Below are 19,269 nucleotides of genomic sequence, written 5' to 3'. Positions count from 1 at the left end.
GGACCCGTCCGATTTGTACAAGACGGACGGGACCCGCGCTTCCTAGGGTGAACCCATGACACCTCGCCTTGATCTCGTGGGAATCGTTGTCGCCGACATGGCTCGCTCGCTGGCCTTCTACCGGCGACTGGGCTTCGACCTGCCCGCCGCCGCGGACACCGAACCGCACGTGGAGGCGGTCCTGCCGCAGGGGCTGCGGGTGGCCTGGGACACCGAGGCCACCATCCGGTCCTTCGACCCGGACTGGACGCCGGGGTCCGGCGGCCAGCGCCTGAGCATGGCGTTCGCCTGCGCCGACCCCACAGAGGTCGACTCCTGCTACGCCGGACTGGTCGCCGCCGGGTACGAGGGGAAGCTGGCCCCCTGGGACGCATTCTGGGGGCAGCGGTACGCCACCGTCCACGACCCCGACGGCAACTCCGTGGACCTGTTCGCCACCCTGACCTGACCCCGTGGGCCGGCCAGACCAGTCCGGTCCGTCCGGTTCAGCCGAGCGCGCCCAGTGGGACGCCGGCCAGTTGCCTCACCTCGCGGGCGAGGTGGGCCTGGTCGGCGTATGCCAGCCGCGCGGCCACCGCGGCCGGGGACGTCCCCGCGCGCACCATCTCCACCGCACGCCCGAACCGCAGGATCCGACTCAGGGTCTTCGGCCCGTAGCCGTAGGCCCGCACGGACCGGCGGTGCAGTTGCCGTTCGCTCAGTCCCACCCGGGCGCCGACCGACGCGACGGGGGCGCCCGCCCGCAGCAGCCCGGTCGCCGTCGCCAGCAGCCGGAGGTCCGGGGCGGCCTCGTCGAGCCGTTCCCCGGCCAGCTGCTCGAGCAGTCGGCCGGGCGCGGGCGATCCGGACAGCCTCGATTCCCACCGCCGGACCCGTACGGGATTCCACAACTCGGCGAGCGGGACCCGCGTGTTCACCAGCCCGTCGGCGGGCGCACCAAGCGCCGCCGGCCCCTGGCCGGGGGCGAACCGAAGCCCCACGATGCGCGCGGTCTCCGCCGGCGTCGACATGTGCGCGATGGTGTCGGGTCCGGCCACCACCAGCCGGCCACCGAGCCAGATCACGTCCATGCTGCCGTCGGGCAGGATCCGGTGCTCGGCGTCGGCCACGGACTCGCTGGTCCACAGCACCGCCCCGGAGATCCTCGACGCCCGCTCCCGATACACGCCGTTCAGTGTGGCAGCTGGACCGCCCGCGTCGTGTCGGCCTCGGCGACGAGCCGCTGCACCTGCGACGCGATGTCCGCCCCGTCGGCGGGCCGCGCGTGGACGGTCCCCGCGCCCCGCACCAGATAGCGCCCGTCCCCGGCGAAGTCGACCCAGTGGAAGCCCCGGTCCTCGCCGCGGGGCGTGCTGTCGTACGCCGGACCCGCGACGACACCGACCTCACCGAAACCGGTCCGCGGGCGGGCGAAGAACTCGTCCCGCTGCTCGCTCGCCCGTCTGCGACCCGCGGGCCGCATGACGGAGGCCCCGGGAACGGTCGACCGCGGTACCGACACCCCGCGACCTCGCCCGGCCTCGACCTGCGGGATCGCCTGGGCCAGGGCCGCTCCCACCTCCGCCGGCGCCACCGCGGTCAGCACCACGTCGGCACCCGTGTACAGGTCGGCGCCCGGTTGTTGGACCGCGACCGTGGCGCGGGCATGACGGATTCCGGCATGCACCCTGACCATCGAGCTGCCGGGGCCGACTCGGTGGAGGCCGCACAGTTCGATCCGCACGGCGGGCTCGGCGAGCGCGGCGAGCGCCTCGTACATCGGCGCGTCGACCTGGGCCAGCACCCGCCGCGCGGCGTCGGCGCACTGGGTGCGGAACTGCGCGTCCGTCTCGGCGGTGCCCCGGAACCCGAACGGGTACGGCAACCGGTCCCGGCCGAGTCGCTCCCACAACACCGCGAACTCGAGTGCGGTCAGCCGCCATGGCCCCTGGCTCATTCGCCGATGACCGACGGCGCGACCAGCGGGAGCCTGCCGACCAGTTCGTTGCCGTTGTCCACGTTGACGAGGTAGCCCGGGGTCTTGTGCTCCCGGTCGTCCTCACCGTGGGCACGGGCGCCGCCGGGCATCATGCCGCCACCCGCCGCACCCGCCGCACCCGGGCGTCCCACCCCCGCAGCCGATCCACCGACGGCCCCGCCCGCGGCCGGGCCGGTGCCGCCGGGCGAACCCGGCGCACCACCGACCCCACCCGGCGAGCCCTGCCCGCCGCCCAGCCCGCGGAAATACCCACCGGGTCCCGCGCCGCCCGCCGGGGCGCCCCCGCCGGCACCCCCTCCCGACGGGTACGGGGTCCCGACCCCTGTCCCGGTCCCGGGGCCGGGTCCGGGGCCGGGTCCGGGTCCGGGGCTGGGTTCACCGCCCACCCCGTACCCGCCGCCCGCAGCGTCGGCCGCGCCCGCGGTCGCCGGCGCGGTCCACGCCGAGGACGGATCAGTCTCCGAGACAATCGAATTCGGGTCCTCGTCGCCGTCGGCGCCCGGCACCGACGGGTCACCGTCCGCGGTCCGGCCGGTCGAGTCCGTCCAGTCGCCAGGGTCGGTCCGGCCGGCCGGACCGTCGTCCTCGCTGCCGGTCGGCGCCTCGCTCCCGAGCCGCTGCTGCGACGGATCCCCCGACGCCGGCGCACCCGGAGAAGTGCCGATGCGGCCGCCGTCCAGCCGGCCGCCGTCGGCGGGGTCGGCGGCCGGGTCGGCCGGGTCGGCCGGGTCGGCCGGGTCGGCCGCTCGTCGGTGCGGCACCGGCGGACGTGCCGTCGGGTCGAGCGGCCGCGGGAGGACGGGGACGTTGGCGTCGGCCTGCTGCATGACCGGGGTGTAGACGGTCTTCATGATCTGAATCGCCTGTTGACGTGCCTCGTCGGAGCCGTGCACCACGTTCTTCAGCATCCCGGCCGACGGCACGACCGCGTCGAACACCTGCTCCAGCAACCCCGTGCCCTGCACCGCGGGCATGGTGGCCTTCACCTGGGCAATCCCGGTCGAGGCCTCCTCGATCTTGGTCCCGACCAGCCTTCCGGCCCGGGCCAACTCCGCCGATGCGGACCCGTAGTTCTCGGTGGCCGCGGACGCGGCCGCCGCGGCGACTCCGCCCCAGCCGTCTGCGATCTCACGCTCGATGGCCTGCTGGAATCCGGTGAGACCGTCGGCGAGCGCAGCACCGATCCTTGCCCAGCCCTCGGCGCCGGCGCGGACGGGTTCCGCGTCCATCGCGTCCACCGCGTCCCTGATCTGCTCGTGCGACATCGAGTCGAAGCTCTCGGTGGCGGAGAGGGACGGCGGGTCGTAGGTTCCCGCGAACCGGGAGCGGAGATCGTCCTGCAGGCCGTACAGGTCGGACCGTGCCGAGTTGCCCGCCGCCTGCTCGGCACGGACCCGGCTGCGCTCGTCGAGATCGAAACCCGACACCACGTCGACGATCCAGTTGCCGGGGTCGCGGGTCAGCGCGGTCAGGTCGTCGACGGCGCGCGACGCCAGCTTCTCGAGCGAACTGGTCAGGTCCTCCAGGCTGGGCAACGACATTTCAAATCCCCCTCGTCACGGACCGAGATCTCTCCGAGCCCCCGTGAGGCAGCTGCCCCCTGCGCAGCTGCCTCACCGGCCACCGTCACCGAACCCGAGCGGGTGTCGACGCGCCGCGGACGCTTCCCCACGTCCGCTCCCCCGTACGCACACGACCACTCCCACTCAGACTCTGTTGAGACGGCTCACCATGGATAGACGCGGACCGGTCCGTCACGGTTCCACGTTCCGGCGAGCCGATCCAGCGGGCACGGTGACTCGGCCGTCACACCTCGGTCGACCCTCACCGCGACGGGCCGCGTCGATGCTGTCGTGGGTGCCGCCGATCGCGCCTTCGACCCTGCCCGAGGTGACGTCCTGCCAGAACAGCCCGTCTCCCGCGACCACGGCGCTCGAGGCGGAGCCGGCCGCGCCCACGCCCGCCTCGGCGGCGATCCTGCCCAGCGGCAACTCGGACCCGAACCGGCCCACCCCGCCGGACACCGCACCATCGACGAACCCCTCGACCGACCCGGACACCTGCGCGCCGGTGGCGAGGCGGTCGCGGTCGGCCTGCGCCCGGGCCAACCGGTCCGTGCGCCGGTGCAGGTCCCCGAATGTCGTCGATCCGCCCCGCAACGCCTCGCTACGGGCCCGCACTTCCCCTTGCGGAGCCGACGTCGTCACGCGTCCCCTCCGCAGCCGCGACGGGACCGCAGCTTCGACCCCTCATCTGCCTTGACGTGAGGCAACCCCGCTCGGTTCCGCCCGGCCGGTCGGGCGGCCGGGTCAGCTGATCGGAGCCGTCGTGGGTGCGACGGCGGGAGCAGCCGCGGCGGCCGCACCACCCGCGGGCAACGCCGACATCGACTGCCAGGTCGACCAGTCGATCGCCCAGTCGTAGATGTCGCCGTCCGCGGCGGACAGGTCGATACGGGTACCGGTCACCTCCACCGGGTCGCCGTACATGGCGGTGCCGAAGTAGGCCTGCGCGTCGGACAGGGAGAGGTTGATGCAGCCGTTGGTGACGTTCGCCGAGCCCTGCACGCCCGTGGTCTGCGGGTTGGCGTGGATGAACTCGCCGTTGTTGGAGATCCGCACCGCCCAGTGCTCGCGGACGTTCTCGTAGAACGGCGGATTCGACATCAGAAAGTCCTCGTACTTCTCGGTCACCATGTGGATCCCGCTTCGGGTCACGTTGCGGTCCTCGTCGCCCTCGCCGTAGCTGACCGGGATGTCCATCACCGTCGCACCGTCGCGGACCACCTGCATCCGGTGGCTCGGGGCGTCGGCCTTCACGATCTGGCTGCGGCCGATCGTGAAGTCCGCGCTGAGGTCGTCGGCGCCGTACGCACCCTCGCCGTAGTCGACGCCGTACAGCTTGGCAACCATTGTCACGGTGGTGCCGGGCGCCCAGTAGTTCTGCGGGCGCCAATGCACGCGGGAGCCGTTGTCGTCCGGCAGCCAGGCCCAGGCGCCGGGGGTCGGGGGGTTGGTGGTGACGGTGAGAGCCTTCTCCACCGCGGCCTTGTCCGCGACGTGGTCGCTGAACTTGAGGACGATCGGCGCCGCGATGCCCACCTCCTGGCCGTCCCCGATGTTGATGTTCGCCGAGGTGGTGGACGCCGGGGCGACGGTCCGGAAGGTGCCCTGCACGGGCACCACCTTGCCGTCGGTCCCGGTGGCGGTGCCGGACCACGTGTAGGCCGCGCCGTAACCGAGCGGTTCGGTGGTGTGGAATGCGGTCCGGTCCGGTGTCAGCGCGCCCTGTACCGGCGTGCCTGCGGCGTTGACCAGCGCGACGTCCGCCAGGGTGCCGCGGGCGACGGTCACCGAGACCGGGGCCGTCGGACTCACGTCCTGCGCGTCCGCCGCGGGTGCCTGCGTCACCTCCGCGACCGGCGGCGGCGCCGCGGCCGGATTCGAGGTGCCGGAGCCGTCGCCCCCGATCGTGCATCCCGCCAGCAGCGCGACGACAGCCGCCAGCAGCAGCACGATCAACGGACCCTTGCGGGTCCGACTTGTCCAAATACCCAGGTTGCGCACGAAATCCACGGTACCTGCGACCGCGGAGTGCCCAGCCGGACCGAACTCCCGCTCCCGGCTCAGACCGTGCAGCCCACCGCCACCGGCTCCGGTTCGAGCCGCACCCCGAACGCGTCCTGCACCCCGTCCCGGACATCTCGGGCGAGGGCCAGCAGGTCCTGCGTGGACGCGCCGCCGCGGTTGGTCAGGGCCAATGTGTGCTTGGTCGACAGCCGCGCCGCCGCGTCCCCCCCGGGGTAGCCCTTGCCGTAGCCGGCCCGTTCGATGAGCCAACCCGCCGACAGCTTGGTCCCGCCGTCGCCCGGGAACTGAGGTATCCGCACCCCGTCGCCGACCCGGGCCTCGATCGCCGCCAGCACCGGCGCCAGCCGGTCGGCCGGGACCACCGGGTTGGTGAAGAACGAGCCGGCGCTCCAGGTGTCGTGGTCGGCGACGTCGAGAACCATGCCCTTGCCCGCCCGCAACCCGAGGACCACCTCGCGGACCTTCGTGGCCGGTCGGCGTTCGCCCTCGTCGGCGCCCAGTGCGGTCGCCAGCTCGCGGTAGCGCAGCGGCTCGCTCAGCCCGTCGGGCCGGGCGGCGAACTCCACCGCGAGCACCAACGCGGCGTCCGAGTGCTTGAGGACGCTGGTCCGGTAACCGAGGCCGAGTTCGTCGGGGCTCACCCAGCGCACCTCACCGGTGGCCCGGTCCAGCAGCTGGACCCGGCGCAGCAGCGACCCGACCTCGACGCCGTACGCGCCGACGTTCTGCACCGGCGTCGCACCCGCGGACCCGGGGATCCCGGACAGGCACTCGAGACCGCCGAGTCCCGCGCCGACCGCCTCGGCGACCACGTCGTCCCACACCGCGCCCGCCTCGGCGTACACGTGGTCGGCGCCGAGCCGGGTGGCCGCGTTGGCCACCCGCACCACCACCGCGTCCACCCCCTCGTCGGCGATCAGCAGGTTCGAGCCACCGCCGAGGATCAGCACCGGGGTGCCCGACGCGTCGAGGGCACGCACCACCGCGACCAGCGTGTCGGTGCTGCGGCAGGTGAGCATCGCGCGCGCCGGACCACCCAGCCGCAGCGTGGTGAACCGCGACAGCGGCACGTCCGTCTCGAGTTCGGCACCGAATTCCGTCGCCATGTCCTGTAATGCCTGCACGGGGTGAAACGGTAGCGTGCCGGGCATGGCCCGCCGCATCCTGCATTCGTGCTCGTACCGCCAGTCCGTGGACCAGGTCCACCGGGCACTCACCGGCGAGCAGTACTGGCGTGCCCGCCTCGTCGAGGTCGGTGGCGACGGTGCCAGCTTCGGCCACCTGACCGTGGGCGACGGCACGGTAGACGTGGAGCTGACCCAGGCGATCCCCGCCGAGCACCTGCCGTCGATCGTCACGACGGTCCGACCCGGCGACCTGGTGATAACCCGGACCGAGACCTGGGGTCCGCTCGCCGGCGGCCGCGCCACCGGCACCTTCACGGCACGTGTCGACGGCGTCCCGGCTGCGCTGTCCGGCACGCTGACCCTGTCCACCGACGGCGACGGGTCGACGGTCGGGCTCGACGGGCAGGTCGAGGTGAAGATGCCCCTGATCGGCGGAAAGATCGAGTCGGTCATCGCCGAGCAGGTCACCGAACTGCTCGAGAACGAGGACCGTTTCACCGCCGGGTGGCTTTCCTCGCACACCTGAGAACGAATCGTCTCGGAACCCGCGACAAGGTATGCGGCACACCGCGACCGCCCGTCGGCGCGACCGGGTAGCCTCCGTGCAATGTCGCGCAAAATCGAATTGACCACCACCTACTCTCTGCCCGTCGAGACCGTCCACCGGACGCTCACCGACGAGAACTTCTGGCTTCACCGCGTCGAGCAGGGCGCCGAGAACGGCCTGAAGGTCGATCACCTCACCGCAGGCGACGGCACCATCGACGTGGGCATCGCCCAGGAGATCGACAAGGACAAGCTGCCCAGCATGGTCAGCAAGGTCATCAAGGGCGACCTGTCCATCGTCCGCGGCGAGGTGTGGGGCCCGCTGACCGACGGCCGCGCCGACGGCACCTTCACTGCGGTGACCACCGGCATGCCTGTGACGGTGGGCGGCACCGCAGTGCTCACCGGGTCCGCGGACGGCTGCACGCTGACCGTCGAGGGCGAGGTCGAGGTCAGCATCAAGCTGATCGGCGGCACCATCGAGGGCATGGTCGCCGAGCAGATCCTCGGGATCCTCGGACGCGACCAGGAAGTCGTCGAGGAGTGGGCCGCGGCCAACGCCTGACCGAGCAACCGTCAACCGCAGGTACACCCGCACGGCCGGGCGGGTGTACCTGCCTTCGAGGCCGAGCCGGTACCCTGCCCGTCATGGCTCGTCGCATCGACTACTCCGCCCGCTACACCCACTCCACGGAGCAGGTGTACGCCGCGCTGACCAACCGGGACTACTGGGAGGCGCGCATCGAGGAACTGCGCAAGTACTCGGACAACCGCGTCGAGAGCCTCGAGATCGGCGACGACGGCATCGACCTGGTGCTGCACCACATCATCCCGCGCGACAGTCTGCCCGACATCGCGCAGACCGTGATGAAGAAGGACATGGTGATCACCCGCAAGGAGCACTACAGCCCCTTCGGGGAGCCGGTCACCGGCACCTACCACGCGTCCATCCCCGCGGGCCCGGGCAGCCTCACCGGCACGATGTCGCTGTTCAGCACCGACACCGGTTGCACCCTGCGCACCTCCTCCGAGGCCAAGGTGTTCATCCCGTTCGTCGGCGGCAAGCTCGAACAGGTGATGCTGGTCAACCTCGTCGACCTGTTCCGCACCGAGGCCCAGGTCACCGCCGACTGGCTCGCCAAGCAGTAGATCCGGCAGCAGACCCCAAACAGCAGACCCCCAAGCGGTAGACCTATGCCCCGCGCCGCGTCCAGCCGGCCCAAACCGGACGGCGTCATCACCCGCGGTACCACCGGGATCAACCGACTCCGGCGCAGCGACCGCTGGCTGAGGCACCGCCACGAGGTGGCCCGCGCACTGCGCGAGGCCGCGGACCCGCTGGTCGTCGACCTCGGTTACGGGGCCCGGCCGGACACCACCTTCGAGCTGGCGTCGCGGCTGCGCACGGTCCGCGCCGACCTTCGCGTCGTCGGCCTGGAGATCGACCCGGACCGGGTGGTCGAGAGCCGCGACGGGGTCAGCTTCGCGCGCGGCGGATTCGAACTCGCCGGTCTGCGCCCGACCCTGGTCCGCTCGTTCAACGTGCTGCGCCAGTACCCGGAGGAGGCCGTTTCCGGCGCCTGGTCGAAGCTGCAGTCCGGGCTGGCCCCCGGCGGTTTGCTGGTCGACGGCACCTGCGACGAACTGGGCAGACGCTGCGCCTGGGTGCTGCTCGATGCGCACCGCCCGTTGACGCTGACGCTGGCCTGGGACCCCTTCGACGTCGAACGCCCCAGCGACGTTGCCGAACGGTTGCCGAAGGCGCTGATCCACCGCAACGTCCCGGGCGAGGGCATCCACGACCTGCTGGTCGCCGCGGACCGGGCGTGGGCGAACGCGGCACCGCACGCCCCGTTCGGGCCTCGGGTGCGCTGGCGGGTGGCGCTGGAGTCGATGCGCGGGCAGGGCCTGCCCGTGGCGGTGCCGAGGCGGCGAATGCGGGACTGCGTGCTCACCGTGCCGTGGTCGCTGGTCGCGCCACGCGGCTGACCTGGCTGACCCGGCGGCGCGCGGTTGCGGACGAGTGGTCGCGGTACCGGTCAGGAGGTCGCGGCGAGCGCCCGGCCGATCCGCTGCTCGACGCGCTCCGAACGACCGGCCATCGCGGCCTCGAGGTCGCTCCGTCGGAGCCTGCCGATGGCAAATGCGTCGCCGACCACCTCGTCGAGGACCCACTGCGACACGCCGCCCTCGGCGAGGTCGAGCACCGTCCGCAGCGGGGTGGTGATCCGGAAGCCGCCGGTGTGCTCGCAGTCGTCGGCACCGAGGGTGCTGCGGTGCACGGCTACCCGGTCCATCCGGTGGTAGATCTCGGTGGGCGCCGTGACGTGCAGGAACTGCGGGTGCAGGCTGCCGAGTCCGTGCAGTTCGGCCGCGCTCTGGTGCGAGACCACCGCGTCGTCGAACCACACGCAGCAGCGGGCCACCTCCTCCAGATCGGTCGAACGCCACTGCGTCAACCGGTACAGGCCCGGTTCCACCGGCACCCACGACCCGGCGACGATCGCGGCCCCGATGTCGGCCCGTGAGAACCCGACGGCCCGCGCCTGTGCGGCCGTGAAGTAGCCGTCCTGCTCCCGGGCCTGCGCGTAGAGATCGCGGTCCTGTTGCCGGTGATGCCGATGCGCTCGGTCGTCCATGTTCGACACAGTACGTCCAACTGTGTTCCACGTCACATCCTGTGGGGCTCGGCTCGTCGAATTCGGGGCGTGTTCTCAGAGCCCACACAGATTTTTCGGGAAGAATCCCTGCCATGACGACCACCGCGAACGCCCAGTACCGTCCCCCGACGTCGGGCCCGAAGCGAAACATGGCCCTGACGATCGCCCTCGTCGTGATCGTCGCACTGGTCGCGGCGCTGGTCGGCGCCGAGTTCTACATTCGGCACAACGTGAAGCAGTGCATGGCGGACCAGTTCCAGAGTGAACTGGGCTCCCAGGTCGACGTCGGGCTCAGCGCCAAGCCGATGCTGCTGCAGGCGATCGACAAGAAGGTCCCGTACATCACGATCAGCAGCGCCGGCTCCAGCTTCGGACCGGCCCAGGACATGGACGTCACCGCACGGGTCAACGACGTCGACCTGACCGCCACCGACACCTCAGGCGGCAGCATCGGCAGCTCCACCGCCGACATCGACTGGTCCACCGCCGGCATCCTGGCCACCATCCAGGCCCAGCCCTTCGGCAACCTGGTCACCGACGTCGCCTCCGACGCGGCCGCTGGGACCCTGCAGTTCCAGGTCCTGGGCCTGGCCGAGCTGACCGTCAAGCCGCAGGTCGACGCGGGCGCCGTGAATGTGGAGACCGTGGGCGCCGAGCTGCTCGGACTCGGGATCCCCACCGACCTGGTCAGTGGCATCGTCGACGTCCTGACCAGCAGCCTGCAGATCTACCCGCTCGGGATGACCCCGGACTCGCTGACCGTCACCGACAGCGGCCTGCAGATGTCGCTGGCCGGCGGCGCGTACACCATGCCGAAGGGCGACGCGAGCGCTCAGGCGCCGAGCAGCTGCTCGCTGCTCACCTAGAACGAGGCGCGCGGACCCGGACTTCCGCGGCTCACCGGCCCGCGCCGCCCCGAGGCCGCGCGGGCCGGTGCGTCAGGCCGCGGGAAACCCGTCCAGCACCGCGCGGGTCCCGGACAGGCCGAGCCGGGTGGCGCCGGCCTCGATCATGGCCCGCGCGGTCTCCGCGTCCCGGATGCCGCCGCTGGCCTTGACCCCGAGCCTGCCGCCGACCGTCTCGGCCATCAGCCGGACCGCCGCCACCGACGCCCCGCCCGCTGGATGGAAACCGGTGGAGGTCTTCACGAAGTGGGCCCCCGCGCGCTCGGCCGACCGGCAGCACTCGACGATCGCCTCGTCGGTCAGCGCGGCGGTCTCGAGGATCACCTTGAGCACCGTCGCGTCGTCGATGCCCTCGCGCACCGTGAGGATGTCCGCGAGGACCGCGTTGTAGTCGCCGGCCGCGGCCGCGCCGATGTCGATCACCATGTCGATCTCGTGCGCACCCTGCTGCACGGCGAGCCGCGCCTCGGCCGCCTTGACCAGCGAGTGGTGCTTGCCCGACGGGAACCCCGCGACCGCGGCCACGTGCAGGCCCTCGGCGCGCACCGGCAGCATCGACGGCGACACGCACACCGAGTACACCCCCAGCTCGCGCCCCTCCGCGATCAGCCCGGCGACGTCGGCCGCGGTCGCCTCCGGCTTTAGCAGGGTGTGATCGACCATCGCGGCGACGCGGGCGCGGGTGAGGGCTGCAGACATACCGAAGAGCTTGGCACAGCACCGAACCCGTCCGCGTCACCTCGCGCGTCGCCGCAAACCGGTTGCGCCGGGCACTCCGGAGCCGACACCATGGTCCCATGCTGATCCGACGCGAGCACCCGTCCGACGTCGCCGCGATCGCGGCGGTTCACCGGGCGGCCTTCGCCGACCAGGCACCGGACGGCGGCGAACCGATGGAGGCCCACCTGGTCTCCGCACTACGCGCCTCGGACGCCTGGTTGCCGGCGCTGTCCCTGGTCGCCGACGTCGACGGCGCGGTCCTCGGACACATCTGCCTGACCCGGGCCACCCTCGCCGGACGGCCGGTCCTGGCGCTCGGCCCGATCGGGGTGCTGCCCGCGCATCAGCGCGACGGCGTCGGCGCCGCGTTGATGCATGCGAGCCTCGGCGCCGCCGACGCACTCGGCGAGCCGCTGGTCGCGCTGGTCGGCCACCTGGACTACTACCCGAAGTTCGGCTTCGTCCCCGGTTCGACGCTGTACATCGACCCCGGCGTCCCGGACTGGGTCTCGCACTTCCAGGTACGCACCCTCGACGCATACACGCCCGACATGACCGGCGAGTTCCGGTACGCCCCCGCGTTCTACGAGGACTGACGACCCGGCCGCGACTACCGTGGCAGCATGAGCGCCGAGCAGCTGGCGGCAGTGTTCAACGCCGGCATCCGTGAATTCACCCGCCTCACCCCGCAGATCTGGGGCCCGGCCGGTCAGTCGCTGATCGCCCAGCTGCGGCTGCGCCCCGGCGACGCCGTGCTGGACGTGTGCAGCGGCGCCGGCGCCTCGGCGCTGCCCGCCGCCGCGGCCGTCGGTCCGGACGGGCTGGTGCACGCCGTCGACCTCGCCGACGACCTGCTCGAGGAGGGCCGGCTGGTGGCCTCGGACCGGGCCCTGCACAACCTCGACTTCGTCCGCGCCGACGCCACCGAGTGGGAGCCGCCGAGCACCGTGCCCGACGCCGGCTACGACGCCCTGGCCTGCTCGTACGGGGTGTTCTTCCTCCCCCACGTGGACCAGTCGGTGAACCGGCTCGTCCAGTTGCTGCGCCCGGGCGGCAAGGTCGGCGTCACGGTGTGGCGGCGCGGCGCCCTCACGGACCTCAGGCGGGCGTACACCGATGTGCTGGCCCGGCACCTGCCCGGGGCCGCGCCGAGCGGGGCCGACCCGTCGCCGCTGTCCCGGTTCGACACCGCCGACGCCCTGACCGACTGGCTGACCGGATTCGGCGCACACACCGTCGAGGTCACCGAGCTGTCCAACCTGCTGCCCGCGACACCCCAGTTGGTCTGGGACCTGGTCCTCGGCGGCGCACTGCGCGCGCCACTGCTCGGCTGCGACGACGCCGTCGTCGAGAAGGTCCGGCTCGACCTGCTGGCGCTGCTCACCGAGCGGGACGTCGAGACGATCGACGCCACCACCCTGATCGGCACCGCCGTTCTCGACCGCTGACAGGTCCGCGGCCGTACCGTTCCGCCATGAGTGAATCGCGTCCCCCTGCCGACAGCGCACCTGAGAGACTGGGCGCATGAGTAGCCCCGCTGCCCCCGACGACGACCGTCGCTACGTCCTCACCCTCGGCACGCCGGACCGCACCGGCATCGTCGCCCGCATCTCGACGTTCCTCGCCGAGGTCGGCGGTTCCATCGTCGAGGCGGCCTACCACGCAGACCCCGACACCGGCTGGTTCTTCACCCGGCAGGCCGTCCGGGCGTCGTCGCTGGAGATCGGCGTCGACGAGCTGCGCGAACGGTTCCGGGCGGTGGCCGCCGAGTTGGGTCCGGAAACCGAATGGACGCTTCAGGACTCGGGCGAACGCAAGCGGGTGGTGCTGCTGGTGAGCAAGGAGGGGCACTGCCTGCACGACCTGCTCGGCCGGGCGGCCGGCGGCGAGCTGCCCGCCGACATCTGCGCCGTCATCGGCAACCATCCCGACCTGGCCGAGGTCGTCGAGGCACACGGGTTGACCTTCCACCACGTGCCGTTCCCGAAGGACCCGGCCGAGCGCGGCCCCGCCTTCGACCGGGTCCGTGAACTCGTCGACGCCCACGACCCGCACGCCGTCGTGCTGGCCCGGTTCATGCAGGTACTGCCGGAGGAACTGTGCGCGCACTGGGCCGGCCGCGCCATCAACATCCACCACAGCTTCCTGCCGTCGTTTGTCGGCGCGCGCCCGTACCACCAGGCCTTCGCCCGCGGCGTCAAGCTGATCGGCGCGACCTGCCACTACGTGACCGCCGAACTGGACGCCGGGCCGATCATCGAGCAGGACGTGATCCGGGTGGACCACTCCGACGAGGTCCGGGACATGGTCCGGCAGGGACGCGACATCGAGAAGCTGGTGCTCTCGCGCGGGCTGCGCTGGCACCTCGAGGACCGGATCCTCGTGCACGGCCGCAAGACCGTCGTCTTCAGCTGAACCGAACAGCGCCACCCGTGTGAACGGTTCCGTTCACACGGGTGGCGAAGTCGGACGGGCGACGGGCCGAACGGGCGTTCAGGCAGTGATACGCGTTGCCAGCCGACGGATCTCCGCGTTCACCTCGTCCGGGGCCTCGACCGTGGCCATGTGACCGATGCCGGGCAACCGGATCAGCCGCTCGAGGTGACCGAGGCTGTCGAGGGCGTCTGCGATCCGCACCGAGTGCCCCGGCGGAGTGAGCCGGTCCGCGGTGCCGACGAGCACCGTCGTGGGCACGGTCAGGTTGGCCAGCCCGACCCGGAGGTCGAGCCCGTGCATGGCCGCGCCCCACCCGCCCCGGGTGCGGCCGGAACACTCGGCGACGATGCGGGTGCAGAACTCGACCTCGTCGGCCGTCGACCCGGGCGCCAGCGCCGCGTACTGGATCATCCGCCGGGTGGCGACGGTACCGGCCAGCGGCCGGGCCATCGGCACGGTGGACCCGAGGATTGCGCGGCCGACCGGGTCCGGGACCGTCTTGAGCCGGCGCAGCAGCGGGACCAGCGTGGACTCGTCGACGAGATGGTCGGTGGCGGTGCTGGCCAGCATCACCGCGCCGACCCGCTCCCCCACCTGCTCCGGGTACCGGGCCGCCCAGGCGTTGATGCTCATACCCCCCATGCTGTGGCCCACCAACACCGCCTTGCGGCCGGCGGGCACCGTCGCCGCCAGCACGGCGGACAGGTCGTCGGCCAGTACGTCGACGGTCAGCGGATGCACGCCGCGCGCGCTGCGGCCATGGCCGCGCTGGTCGTATGTGATCACCCGGAAGTCCCCGGCCAGCGCGTTCACCTGCGGATGCCAGAACACCGTCGAGCACGTCCAGCCGTGACTGAGCACGATCGGCTGCGCCGACGGGTCCCCGTAGGCGTGCACGTTGATCGAGGTGCCGTCCGCCGAGGTCACCTCGAACACCTCCGGTACTGCGACCGGATCGCCGAGATAGGGGTTCGCCTCCGCCCGGACAACTCGCGACGCGGCGGAGCGCCGCGAACGCCATGCCGCGCCCGCGCCGATCAGCGCCGCTCCGGCCGCGACGCCGACGAGGATCCGTCGCGCCGTGCCACGTGACTGTGCCGCCACCTGTCTACCTCCGTGTGCTGTGGGTGAACTACTCGTGTGAACCGCCGGGTGGAACCCGGGCCGACCCGGGTCGCGGTCAGATGATGTGCGCGCGCCGCAGCAACAGGGTCGACGGGCCGCCGACCAGCCCTGCCGCGGAGAGGAACTCGACGGTCTTGGCGCTGCCCTCGCGGATCTTGTCGTGGTAGTGGCGGTTCGCCTTGACCGCGGCCCGGGCCTGCCGGGGGTCGAGCCCCGCGGCGACGTAGACCTTGGGGTTGACCAGGCTGGTGACCACGAAGTACGCGGTTATGCCGAGCAGCAGACGGATGCGCGCCCTCGTGTACCGGGAGATGTGCGCGGAGCGGCGCAGGGTCTCCTCCCGGGCGAACTTGATGTGCCGCGCCTCTTCGAGGACATGGATCCGACTGACCGTCCGGGTGATCGGCTGCACCCGCTCGTCCTTCATGAAGTCGCGCTGCATCATGTCGAGGATCTCCTCGGCGAACAATGTCCCGCCGTAGGCGAGCGAACCGGACGCGGTGGCCTTGAACAGCCTCGCGGACTGACGGATCCAGTTCTTCGGCTGGTACGACGGGACGCCGAAGCGCTGTGCGGACCGGGCGAACATGGTGGAGTGCCGACACTCGTCCGCGATCTCGGTGAGCGCGAACTGCACGTGCGGCGTCGCCGGGTCGTGCAGGTAGATGTCGCGCAGCAGCATCTGCATGAGGATCATCTCGAACCAGATTCCGGTGCCCGCCACGCTCGCGGCCTCGTGCCTGGTGAGGGTGACGCGTTGCTGCTGCGTCATCGTCTCCCAGAGGTCCGTGCCGTAGAGGCTGCACCACTCTGGGGTCATGCCGTAGAGGTCCTCCGGCACGGGCGCCGCCCAGTCCACCTCGACCAGCGGGTCGTAGGACTTGCGCGCCGCCGACGCGAGCAGCCTGCTCGCCGTCTCCTGACGATCTCCGGCCCGGGGCCGCCGCGATCCTGGCCGTCCCGAGGACACCTCGTGGTCGTGGACTGTCGACATTGCCGCTCCTCGTTGGAGGTCCCGTAGGACGCAGCAGCGCCTACTACCTGCCTCCACCATGCGACGCGACGACACCCCCTGTCAATGGTGTCTGTGACTCAAGTTCGCATTTATTTTTCGGAGCGGCGACGACCGCGGTCTACCAGCGGGGACCGCGCTGGATCTCGTCCACCCGCGGACGGACGTCGACGAGGTAGACGCAGATCGCGACGACTGCGATCACCCAGATGAACATGCCGAGCGGCAGCAGCAGCACCAGCAGCGAGGCGACGAGGATGCCCAGCCAGATCGGCTTGCTGAGCTTCTCCACCGCGGTGAAGGCGTCGGTCCGCTGACGAAGCGCATGGAAGACCGCGAAGACTCCGGCGCCGAGCGCGATCAGCTGGAGCGCGAGCATGATGATGCCCTGGAGGCCGTAAACGGTGTACACGACACCCATTCTACGGGCGAGACCCCCGCGCAGCGTGTGCACGGGGGTCTCGGCGGGTCCGGCGGGGCCGGACCTGAGAGTCGACGACTACGCGTCGGTCGCCTTCTTGGCCGGAGCCTTCTTGGCCGGAGCCTTGGAGGCGGCGACGGCCGCGGCCGTGGGCTTGGCAACCGCCGCAGCGGCCGGCTTCGCGGCGGCGGGCTTCGTGGCGGCCGGCTTGGCAGCGGCCGGCTTCGTGGCGGCGGGCTTGGCAGCGGCCGGCTCCGCGGCGGCGGGCTTGGCGGCGGCAGCAGGCTTGGCGGCCGCGGCAACCTTGGCCGGGGCGGCCTTGGCGGCGGCGCTCACCTTGCTGGCGGCGGACTCGGTGGTCGACTCCGCCTTCTCGCCGGCACCGACGAAGCGGCTCGCGACGTTCTCGCCCGCGTCGGACACGGCGTCGCTGACCTCGTCCGCGACGTCGCTGATCTTCTCGGCGGCGCGACCGGCGAGCTTGGCGGCCTGCTCGCCGACGGCGCGGGTCTGGCGGGCCACGGTGCCGAGGGCCTCCTCGGTCAGGGTGGCGGCGTCGCCGAGCACGGACTCGGCGCGCTCGATGCCCTCTTCGACGGCCGGCTGGTTGCGCAGCCGCTCGACGGTCTCCTCGCCGCGCTCGGCGAGCGAGGTGTAGATGTCGGACGCGACCTTCAGGTACGCCTCGGCGACCTTGCGCAGCTCCTCGGCGGTGAACTTCTCGCGCAGCTCGGCGAGCTCCTCGGGCAGCTCGGACGGCAGTCCGGCGAGGCGCTCGCGCAGCGCCTCGACACCCTCGTTGAGGTCGTCGGCGAGGCTGGCGAAGCGCTCACGGGCACCGTCCACGGTGGCACTGGCGTCGACACCCTCGTCGGCACGCTGGCGCACCTGGGCGACGACGTCCGCGACGGCCTGGACGACCAGGTCGCCCGCGCCGACGGCGGCGTACAGGGGGGTCTTCACGCTGTCGAAGCTGAGGTCAGTCATTGGTGTTCTCCTGTTCAACGGATGAGGAATCGAGACGGGGGTTGTTCTCACGACAGAACGACTCGTAGATCTCGAGGAGCACCTGCTTCTGACGTTCCGTGATGGCCACGTCGGTGAGCAGGGCGTCGCGCACCGGACTGGCCGCGCGCTGTTCGAGAAATCCGGCCTGCATGTACAGCACCTCCGACGACATCCGGAGGCCCTTCGCGATCTGGCCGAGCACCTCGGCCGAGGGCTTGCGCAACCCACGTTCGATCTGGCTCAGGTAGGGATTGCTCACGCCGGCCAACTTCGACAGCTGACGCAGCGAGACCTGGGCGGCCTCGCGCTGCGACTTGATGAAGCTGCCGATGTCCTGCGCCGCCGAGCTGACCACCCGCGCCGCCACGTCTCCGGCACTGTCGCCGTTCGGTTTGGGCTCGTCGGTCATCGCACTCCCTGACTGGTGGGTGGAATCCACGCTACGGGAGGGTGCTAACTATTGCAAGCACTCTTGTTAGCAGTCGGTGTCGATCAGGCAAACATCAGCTGCGAGAGCGCGTAGATCCCCAGTCCGGCGAGGGCGCCGACCACGGTGCCGTTGATCCGGATGAACTGCAGGTCGCGTCCCACCTGCAGCTCGATCTTGCGACTGGCCTCGTCCGCATCCCACCGGGCCACCGTGTCGGTGATGATGCCGGTGATCTCGGCGGTGTAGTTGGCGCTGACGTAACGCGCCCCGCTGTCCAGCCAGCCTTCCACCTTGGCGGCGAGGTCCGGCTCGTCGCGCAGCCGCTCCCCCAGCCGCATCACGGTGTCGCGGGTCTTCGCGCGCAGCGCGCTCTCCGGGTCGTCCACCGACTCCAGGATCATCCGCTTGGCGACCTTCCACGCCGCCTCCGCGGCACTGGTCACCTCCTCCCGGCCCATGATCTCGGCCTTGACCTTCTCCGCCTTCGCCATGGTGGCGGGGTCGTGCTGCAGGTCATCCGCGAAGTCGACCAGGAACCGGTTTGCCGCCTGGCGGACCTCGTGCTCGGGGTTGGACCGGACCTTCCAGGTGAACTCGACGAGTTCGCGGTAGATCTTCTCGCCGAGCATGGCGTCGACGAACTTCGGCGACCAGGACGGGCTGTCCCGGTCGATCACCCGGTCGATCGTGGGCTGGCTTGCCAGCGCCCACTGGTGGGCCCGCTCGGCGAGCAGGTCGAGCAGGGGCAGCTGCCGGTTCTCCCGGATCAGCTCGGCGAGGACCTTCCCGATCGGCGGCCCCCACGCCGGCTCGGCGAGCCGCCGCACGATGGTGTGGTCGATGATCTGCTGGACGTCCTCGTCGCGGAGGACGCTGACGAAGCCGCGCAGGATCGTCGCCGTCTCGGCCGCGACCCGGGCGGCGTGCGCGGGTTCTGCCATCCAGGTCCCGACGCGCACGGGGATCTGCGCCGCCCGCACCTTCTCCGACACCACGTCGGGGGCCAGGAAGTTCTCCCCGACGAAGCTGCTCAGGCTCGTGCCGAGCTGGTCCTTCTTCTTCCGGATGATCGCGGTGTGCGGGATCGGCAGGCCCAGCGGGTGCCGGAAGAGCGCGGTCACGGCGAACCAGTCGGCGAGCGCACCGACCATGCCCGCCTCCGAGGCCGCGCGCACATAGCCGACCCACTCGCCGGCGCCACGCGTCTCCTGCCAGCGGCAGAACAGGTAGACCACACTGGCGAACACCAGAAACGAGGTCGCGAGCAGCTTCATACGGCGAAGGTCGCGTCGTTTGGCGAGGTCGTCCGTC

23 protein-coding genes are annotated in these 19,269 nt (G+C 71.5%); 9 read left to right on the top strand and 14 right to left on the bottom strand.

Translation table 11 applies throughout. From position 1 onward, the window contains the following. Window positions 1-55 precede the first annotated feature (55 nt). The gene (locus RT2_RS00545) at window positions 56-448 is read left to right on the top strand and encodes a VOC family protein (protein WP_072842570.1); all 393 of its coding nucleotides are present in this window, start codon (window positions 56-58) and stop codon (window positions 446-448) included. A 37-nt stretch (window positions 449-485) separates the two neighbouring features. Here the strand turns inward: RT2_RS00545 and RT2_RS00540 are convergent, their stop codons facing one another. The 6 genes from RT2_RS00540 to RT2_RS00515 form a co-directional block, all read right to left on the bottom strand. After that, window positions 486-1,166 (bottom strand): helix-turn-helix domain-containing protein, encoded by a 681-nt coding sequence (locus RT2_RS00540; RefSeq protein WP_072842569.1) that lies wholly within the window; start codon window positions 1,164-1,166, stop codon window positions 486-488. Between the two features lie 5 nt (window positions 1,167-1,171). Then, entirely contained in the window at window positions 1,172-1,936 is a 765-nt protein-coding gene (locus tag RT2_RS00535) for an ESX secretion-associated protein EspG (RefSeq protein ID WP_072842568.1), read from the bottom strand. Continuing rightward, complete coding sequence (locus tag RT2_RS00530; protein WP_072842567.1) at window positions 1,933-3,519, bottom strand: hypothetical protein; 1,587 nt, start codon at window positions 3,517-3,519, stop codon at window positions 1,933-1,935. Before RT2_RS00530 ends, RT2_RS00535 begins: the two co-directional genes overlap by 4 nt. A gap of 213 nt (window positions 3,520-3,732) precedes the next feature. After that, window positions 3,733-4,158, bottom strand: a complete 426-nt coding sequence (locus tag RT2_RS00525; protein ID WP_139280371.1) for a hypothetical protein — start codon at window positions 4,156-4,158, stop codon at window positions 3,733-3,735. A gap of 129 nt (window positions 4,159-4,287) precedes the next feature. Then, on the bottom strand, window positions 4,288-5,544 hold the full coding sequence (locus RT2_RS00520) for a L,D-transpeptidase (RefSeq protein WP_092776106.1): 1,257 nt from the start codon (window positions 5,542-5,544) through the stop codon (window positions 4,288-4,290). A gap of 59 nt (window positions 5,545-5,603) precedes the next feature. After that, on the bottom strand, window positions 5,604-6,674 hold the full coding sequence (locus tag RT2_RS00515) for a UDP-N-acetylmuramate dehydrogenase (RefSeq protein ID WP_072842564.1): 1,071 nt from the start codon (window positions 6,672-6,674) through the stop codon (window positions 5,604-5,606). A 43-nt stretch (window positions 6,675-6,717) separates the two neighbouring features. On the opposite strand from RT2_RS00515, the gene RT2_RS00510 reads away from it, so the two are divergent. The 4 genes from RT2_RS00510 (at window position 6,718) to RT2_RS00495 (ending at window position 9,230) form a co-directional block, all read left to right on the top strand. Further along, window positions 6,718-7,221 (top strand): DUF2505 domain-containing protein, encoded by a 504-nt coding sequence (locus tag RT2_RS00510; RefSeq protein WP_072842563.1) that lies wholly within the window; start codon window positions 6,718-6,720, stop codon window positions 7,219-7,221. Between the two features lie 81 nt (window positions 7,222-7,302). Next, window positions 7,303-7,806, top strand: a complete 504-nt coding sequence (locus RT2_RS00505) for a DUF2505 domain-containing protein (RefSeq protein ID WP_072842562.1) — start codon at window positions 7,303-7,305, stop codon at window positions 7,804-7,806. Between the two features lie 83 nt (window positions 7,807-7,889). Next, complete coding sequence (locus RT2_RS00500; protein ID WP_072842561.1) at window positions 7,890-8,390, top strand: DUF2505 domain-containing protein; 501 nt, start codon at window positions 7,890-7,892, stop codon at window positions 8,388-8,390. A 45-nt stretch (window positions 8,391-8,435) separates the two neighbouring features. Then, complete coding sequence (locus RT2_RS00495; RefSeq protein WP_072842560.1) at window positions 8,436-9,230, top strand: SAM-dependent methyltransferase; 795 nt, start codon at window positions 8,436-8,438, stop codon at window positions 9,228-9,230. 50 nt (window positions 9,231-9,280) lie between these two features. Here the strand turns inward: RT2_RS00495 and RT2_RS00490 are convergent, their stop codons facing one another. Next, on the bottom strand, window positions 9,281-9,880 hold the full coding sequence (locus RT2_RS00490) for a type IV toxin-antitoxin system AbiEi family antitoxin domain-containing protein (RefSeq protein WP_072842559.1): 600 nt from the start codon (window positions 9,878-9,880) through the stop codon (window positions 9,281-9,283). Window positions 9,881-9,993: 113 nt separating this feature from the next. Between RT2_RS00490 and RT2_RS00485 the strand changes: the two genes are divergently transcribed. Further along, complete coding sequence (locus RT2_RS00485) at window positions 9,994-10,767, top strand: LmeA family phospholipid-binding protein (protein ID WP_083576979.1); 774 nt, start codon at window positions 9,994-9,996, stop codon at window positions 10,765-10,767. 72 nt (window positions 10,768-10,839) lie between these two features. Here the strand turns inward: RT2_RS00485 and deoC are convergent, their stop codons facing one another. Further along, a complete protein-coding gene (deoC, locus tag RT2_RS00480) occupies window positions 10,840-11,505 on the bottom strand; it encodes a deoxyribose-phosphate aldolase (RefSeq protein WP_072842558.1) in 666 nt (221 codons plus the stop codon). A 98-nt stretch (window positions 11,506-11,603) separates the two neighbouring features. Between deoC and RT2_RS00475 the strand changes: the two genes are divergently transcribed. From RT2_RS00475 to purU, 3 genes are all read left to right on the top strand, one after another. Further along, on the top strand, window positions 11,604-12,122 hold the full coding sequence (locus tag RT2_RS00475; RefSeq protein WP_072842557.1) for a GNAT family N-acetyltransferase: 519 nt from the start codon (window positions 11,604-11,606) through the stop codon (window positions 12,120-12,122). A 27-nt stretch (window positions 12,123-12,149) separates the two neighbouring features. Next, window positions 12,150-12,974, top strand: coding sequence for a class I SAM-dependent methyltransferase (locus RT2_RS00470; protein WP_072842556.1), 825 nt, complete (start codon window positions 12,150-12,152; stop codon window positions 12,972-12,974). A 76-nt stretch (window positions 12,975-13,050) separates the two neighbouring features. After that, window positions 13,051-13,941, top strand: coding sequence for a formyltetrahydrofolate deformylase (gene purU / locus RT2_RS00465; protein WP_072842555.1), 891 nt, complete (start codon window positions 13,051-13,053; stop codon window positions 13,939-13,941). 78 nt (window positions 13,942-14,019) lie between these two features. Here the strand turns inward: purU and RT2_RS00460 are convergent, their stop codons facing one another. The 6 genes from RT2_RS00460 to RT2_RS00435 all read right to left on the bottom strand — a co-directional run bounded on the left by RT2_RS00460 (window position 14,020) and on the right by RT2_RS00435 (window position 19,232). Continuing rightward, on the bottom strand, window positions 14,020-15,066 hold the full coding sequence (locus RT2_RS00460) for an alpha/beta fold hydrolase (RefSeq protein ID WP_072842554.1): 1,047 nt from the start codon (window positions 15,064-15,066) through the stop codon (window positions 14,020-14,022). Between the two features lie 76 nt (window positions 15,067-15,142). After that, on the bottom strand, window positions 15,143-16,081 hold the full coding sequence (locus tag RT2_RS00455; RefSeq protein ID WP_072842553.1) for an AurF N-oxygenase family protein: 939 nt from the start codon (window positions 16,079-16,081) through the stop codon (window positions 15,143-15,145). Between the two features lie 139 nt (window positions 16,082-16,220). Continuing rightward, on the bottom strand, window positions 16,221-16,511 hold the full coding sequence (locus RT2_RS00450) for a DUF2516 family protein (RefSeq protein ID WP_092776103.1): 291 nt from the start codon (window positions 16,509-16,511) through the stop codon (window positions 16,221-16,223). 87 nt (window positions 16,512-16,598) lie between these two features. Then, a complete protein-coding gene (locus RT2_RS00445; RefSeq protein WP_072842551.1) occupies window positions 16,599-17,507 on the bottom strand; it encodes a heparin-binding hemagglutinin in 909 nt (302 codons plus the stop codon). Continuing rightward, a complete protein-coding gene (locus RT2_RS00440) occupies window positions 17,500-17,937 on the bottom strand; it encodes a helix-turn-helix domain-containing protein (RefSeq protein WP_072842550.1) in 438 nt (145 codons plus the stop codon). Before RT2_RS00440 ends, RT2_RS00445 begins: the two co-directional genes overlap by 8 nt. 83 nt (window positions 17,938-18,020) lie before the next feature. Continuing rightward, window positions 18,021-19,232: a DUF445 domain-containing protein gene (locus RT2_RS00435; protein ID WP_072842549.1), complete on the bottom strand. Its 1,212-nt coding sequence runs from the start codon at window positions 19,230-19,232 to the stop codon at window positions 18,021-18,023. Between the last annotated feature and the right edge of the window lie 37 nt (window positions 19,233-19,269).

This window comes from Rhodococcus tukisamuensis NBRC 100609, assembly GCF_001894985.1.
Lineage (GTDB): Bacteria > Actinomycetota > Actinomycetes > Mycobacteriales > Mycobacteriaceae > Rhodococcus_G > Rhodococcus_G tukisamuensis.
Note: the sequence above shows the minus strand (reverse complement) of the source record. Positions and strands in the feature narration are given on the sequence as shown.

Coding starts and splice junctions, on each gene's coding strand:
- RT2_RS00545 (WP_072842570.1), top strand. CDS start 56: ATGACACCTCGCCTTGATCTCGTGGGAATCGTTGTCGCCGACATGGCT.
- RT2_RS00535 (WP_072842568.1), bottom strand. CDS start 1,936: ATGAGCCAGGGGCCATGGCGGCTGACCGCACTCGAGTTCGCGGTGTTG.
- RT2_RS00530 (WP_072842567.1), bottom strand. CDS start 3,519: ATGTCGTTGCCCAGCCTGGAGGACCTGACCAGTTCGCTCGAGAAGCTG.
- RT2_RS00515 (WP_072842564.1), bottom strand. CDS start 6,674: ATGGCGACGGAATTCGGTGCCGAACTCGAGACGGACGTGCCGCTGTCG.
- RT2_RS00510 (WP_072842563.1), top strand. CDS start 6,718: ATGGCCCGCCGCATCCTGCATTCGTGCTCGTACCGCCAGTCCGTGGAC.
- RT2_RS00505 (WP_072842562.1), top strand. CDS start 7,303: ATGTCGCGCAAAATCGAATTGACCACCACCTACTCTCTGCCCGTCGAG.
- RT2_RS00500 (WP_072842561.1), top strand. CDS start 7,890: ATGGCTCGTCGCATCGACTACTCCGCCCGCTACACCCACTCCACGGAG.
- RT2_RS00495 (WP_072842560.1), top strand. CDS start 8,436: ATGCCCCGCGCCGCGTCCAGCCGGCCCAAACCGGACGGCGTCATCACC.
- RT2_RS00490 (WP_072842559.1), bottom strand. CDS start 9,880: ATGGACGACCGAGCGCATCGGCATCACCGGCAACAGGACCGCGATCTC.
- RT2_RS00485 (WP_083576979.1), top strand. CDS start 9,994: ATGACGACCACCGCGAACGCCCAGTACCGTCCCCCGACGTCGGGCCCG.
- deoC (WP_072842558.1), bottom strand. CDS start 11,505: ATGTCTGCAGCCCTCACCCGCGCCCGCGTCGCCGCGATGGTCGATCAC.
- RT2_RS00475 (WP_072842557.1), top strand. CDS start 11,604: ATGCTGATCCGACGCGAGCACCCGTCCGACGTCGCCGCGATCGCGGCG.
- RT2_RS00470 (WP_072842556.1), top strand. CDS start 12,150: ATGAGCGCCGAGCAGCTGGCGGCAGTGTTCAACGCCGGCATCCGTGAA.
- purU (WP_072842555.1), top strand. CDS start 13,051: ATGAGTAGCCCCGCTGCCCCCGACGACGACCGTCGCTACGTCCTCACC.
- RT2_RS00455 (WP_072842553.1), bottom strand. CDS start 16,081: ATGTCGACAGTCCACGACCACGAGGTGTCCTCGGGACGGCCAGGATCG.
- RT2_RS00445 (WP_072842551.1), bottom strand. CDS start 17,507: ATGACTGACCTCAGCTTCGACAGCGTGAAGACCCCCCTGTACGCCGCC.
- RT2_RS00440 (WP_072842550.1), bottom strand. CDS start 17,937: ATGACCGACGAGCCCAAACCGAACGGCGACAGTGCCGGAGACGTGGCG.
- RT2_RS00435 (WP_072842549.1), bottom strand. CDS start 19,232: ATGAAGCTGCTCGCGACCTCGTTTCTGGTGTTCGCCAGTGTGGTCTAC.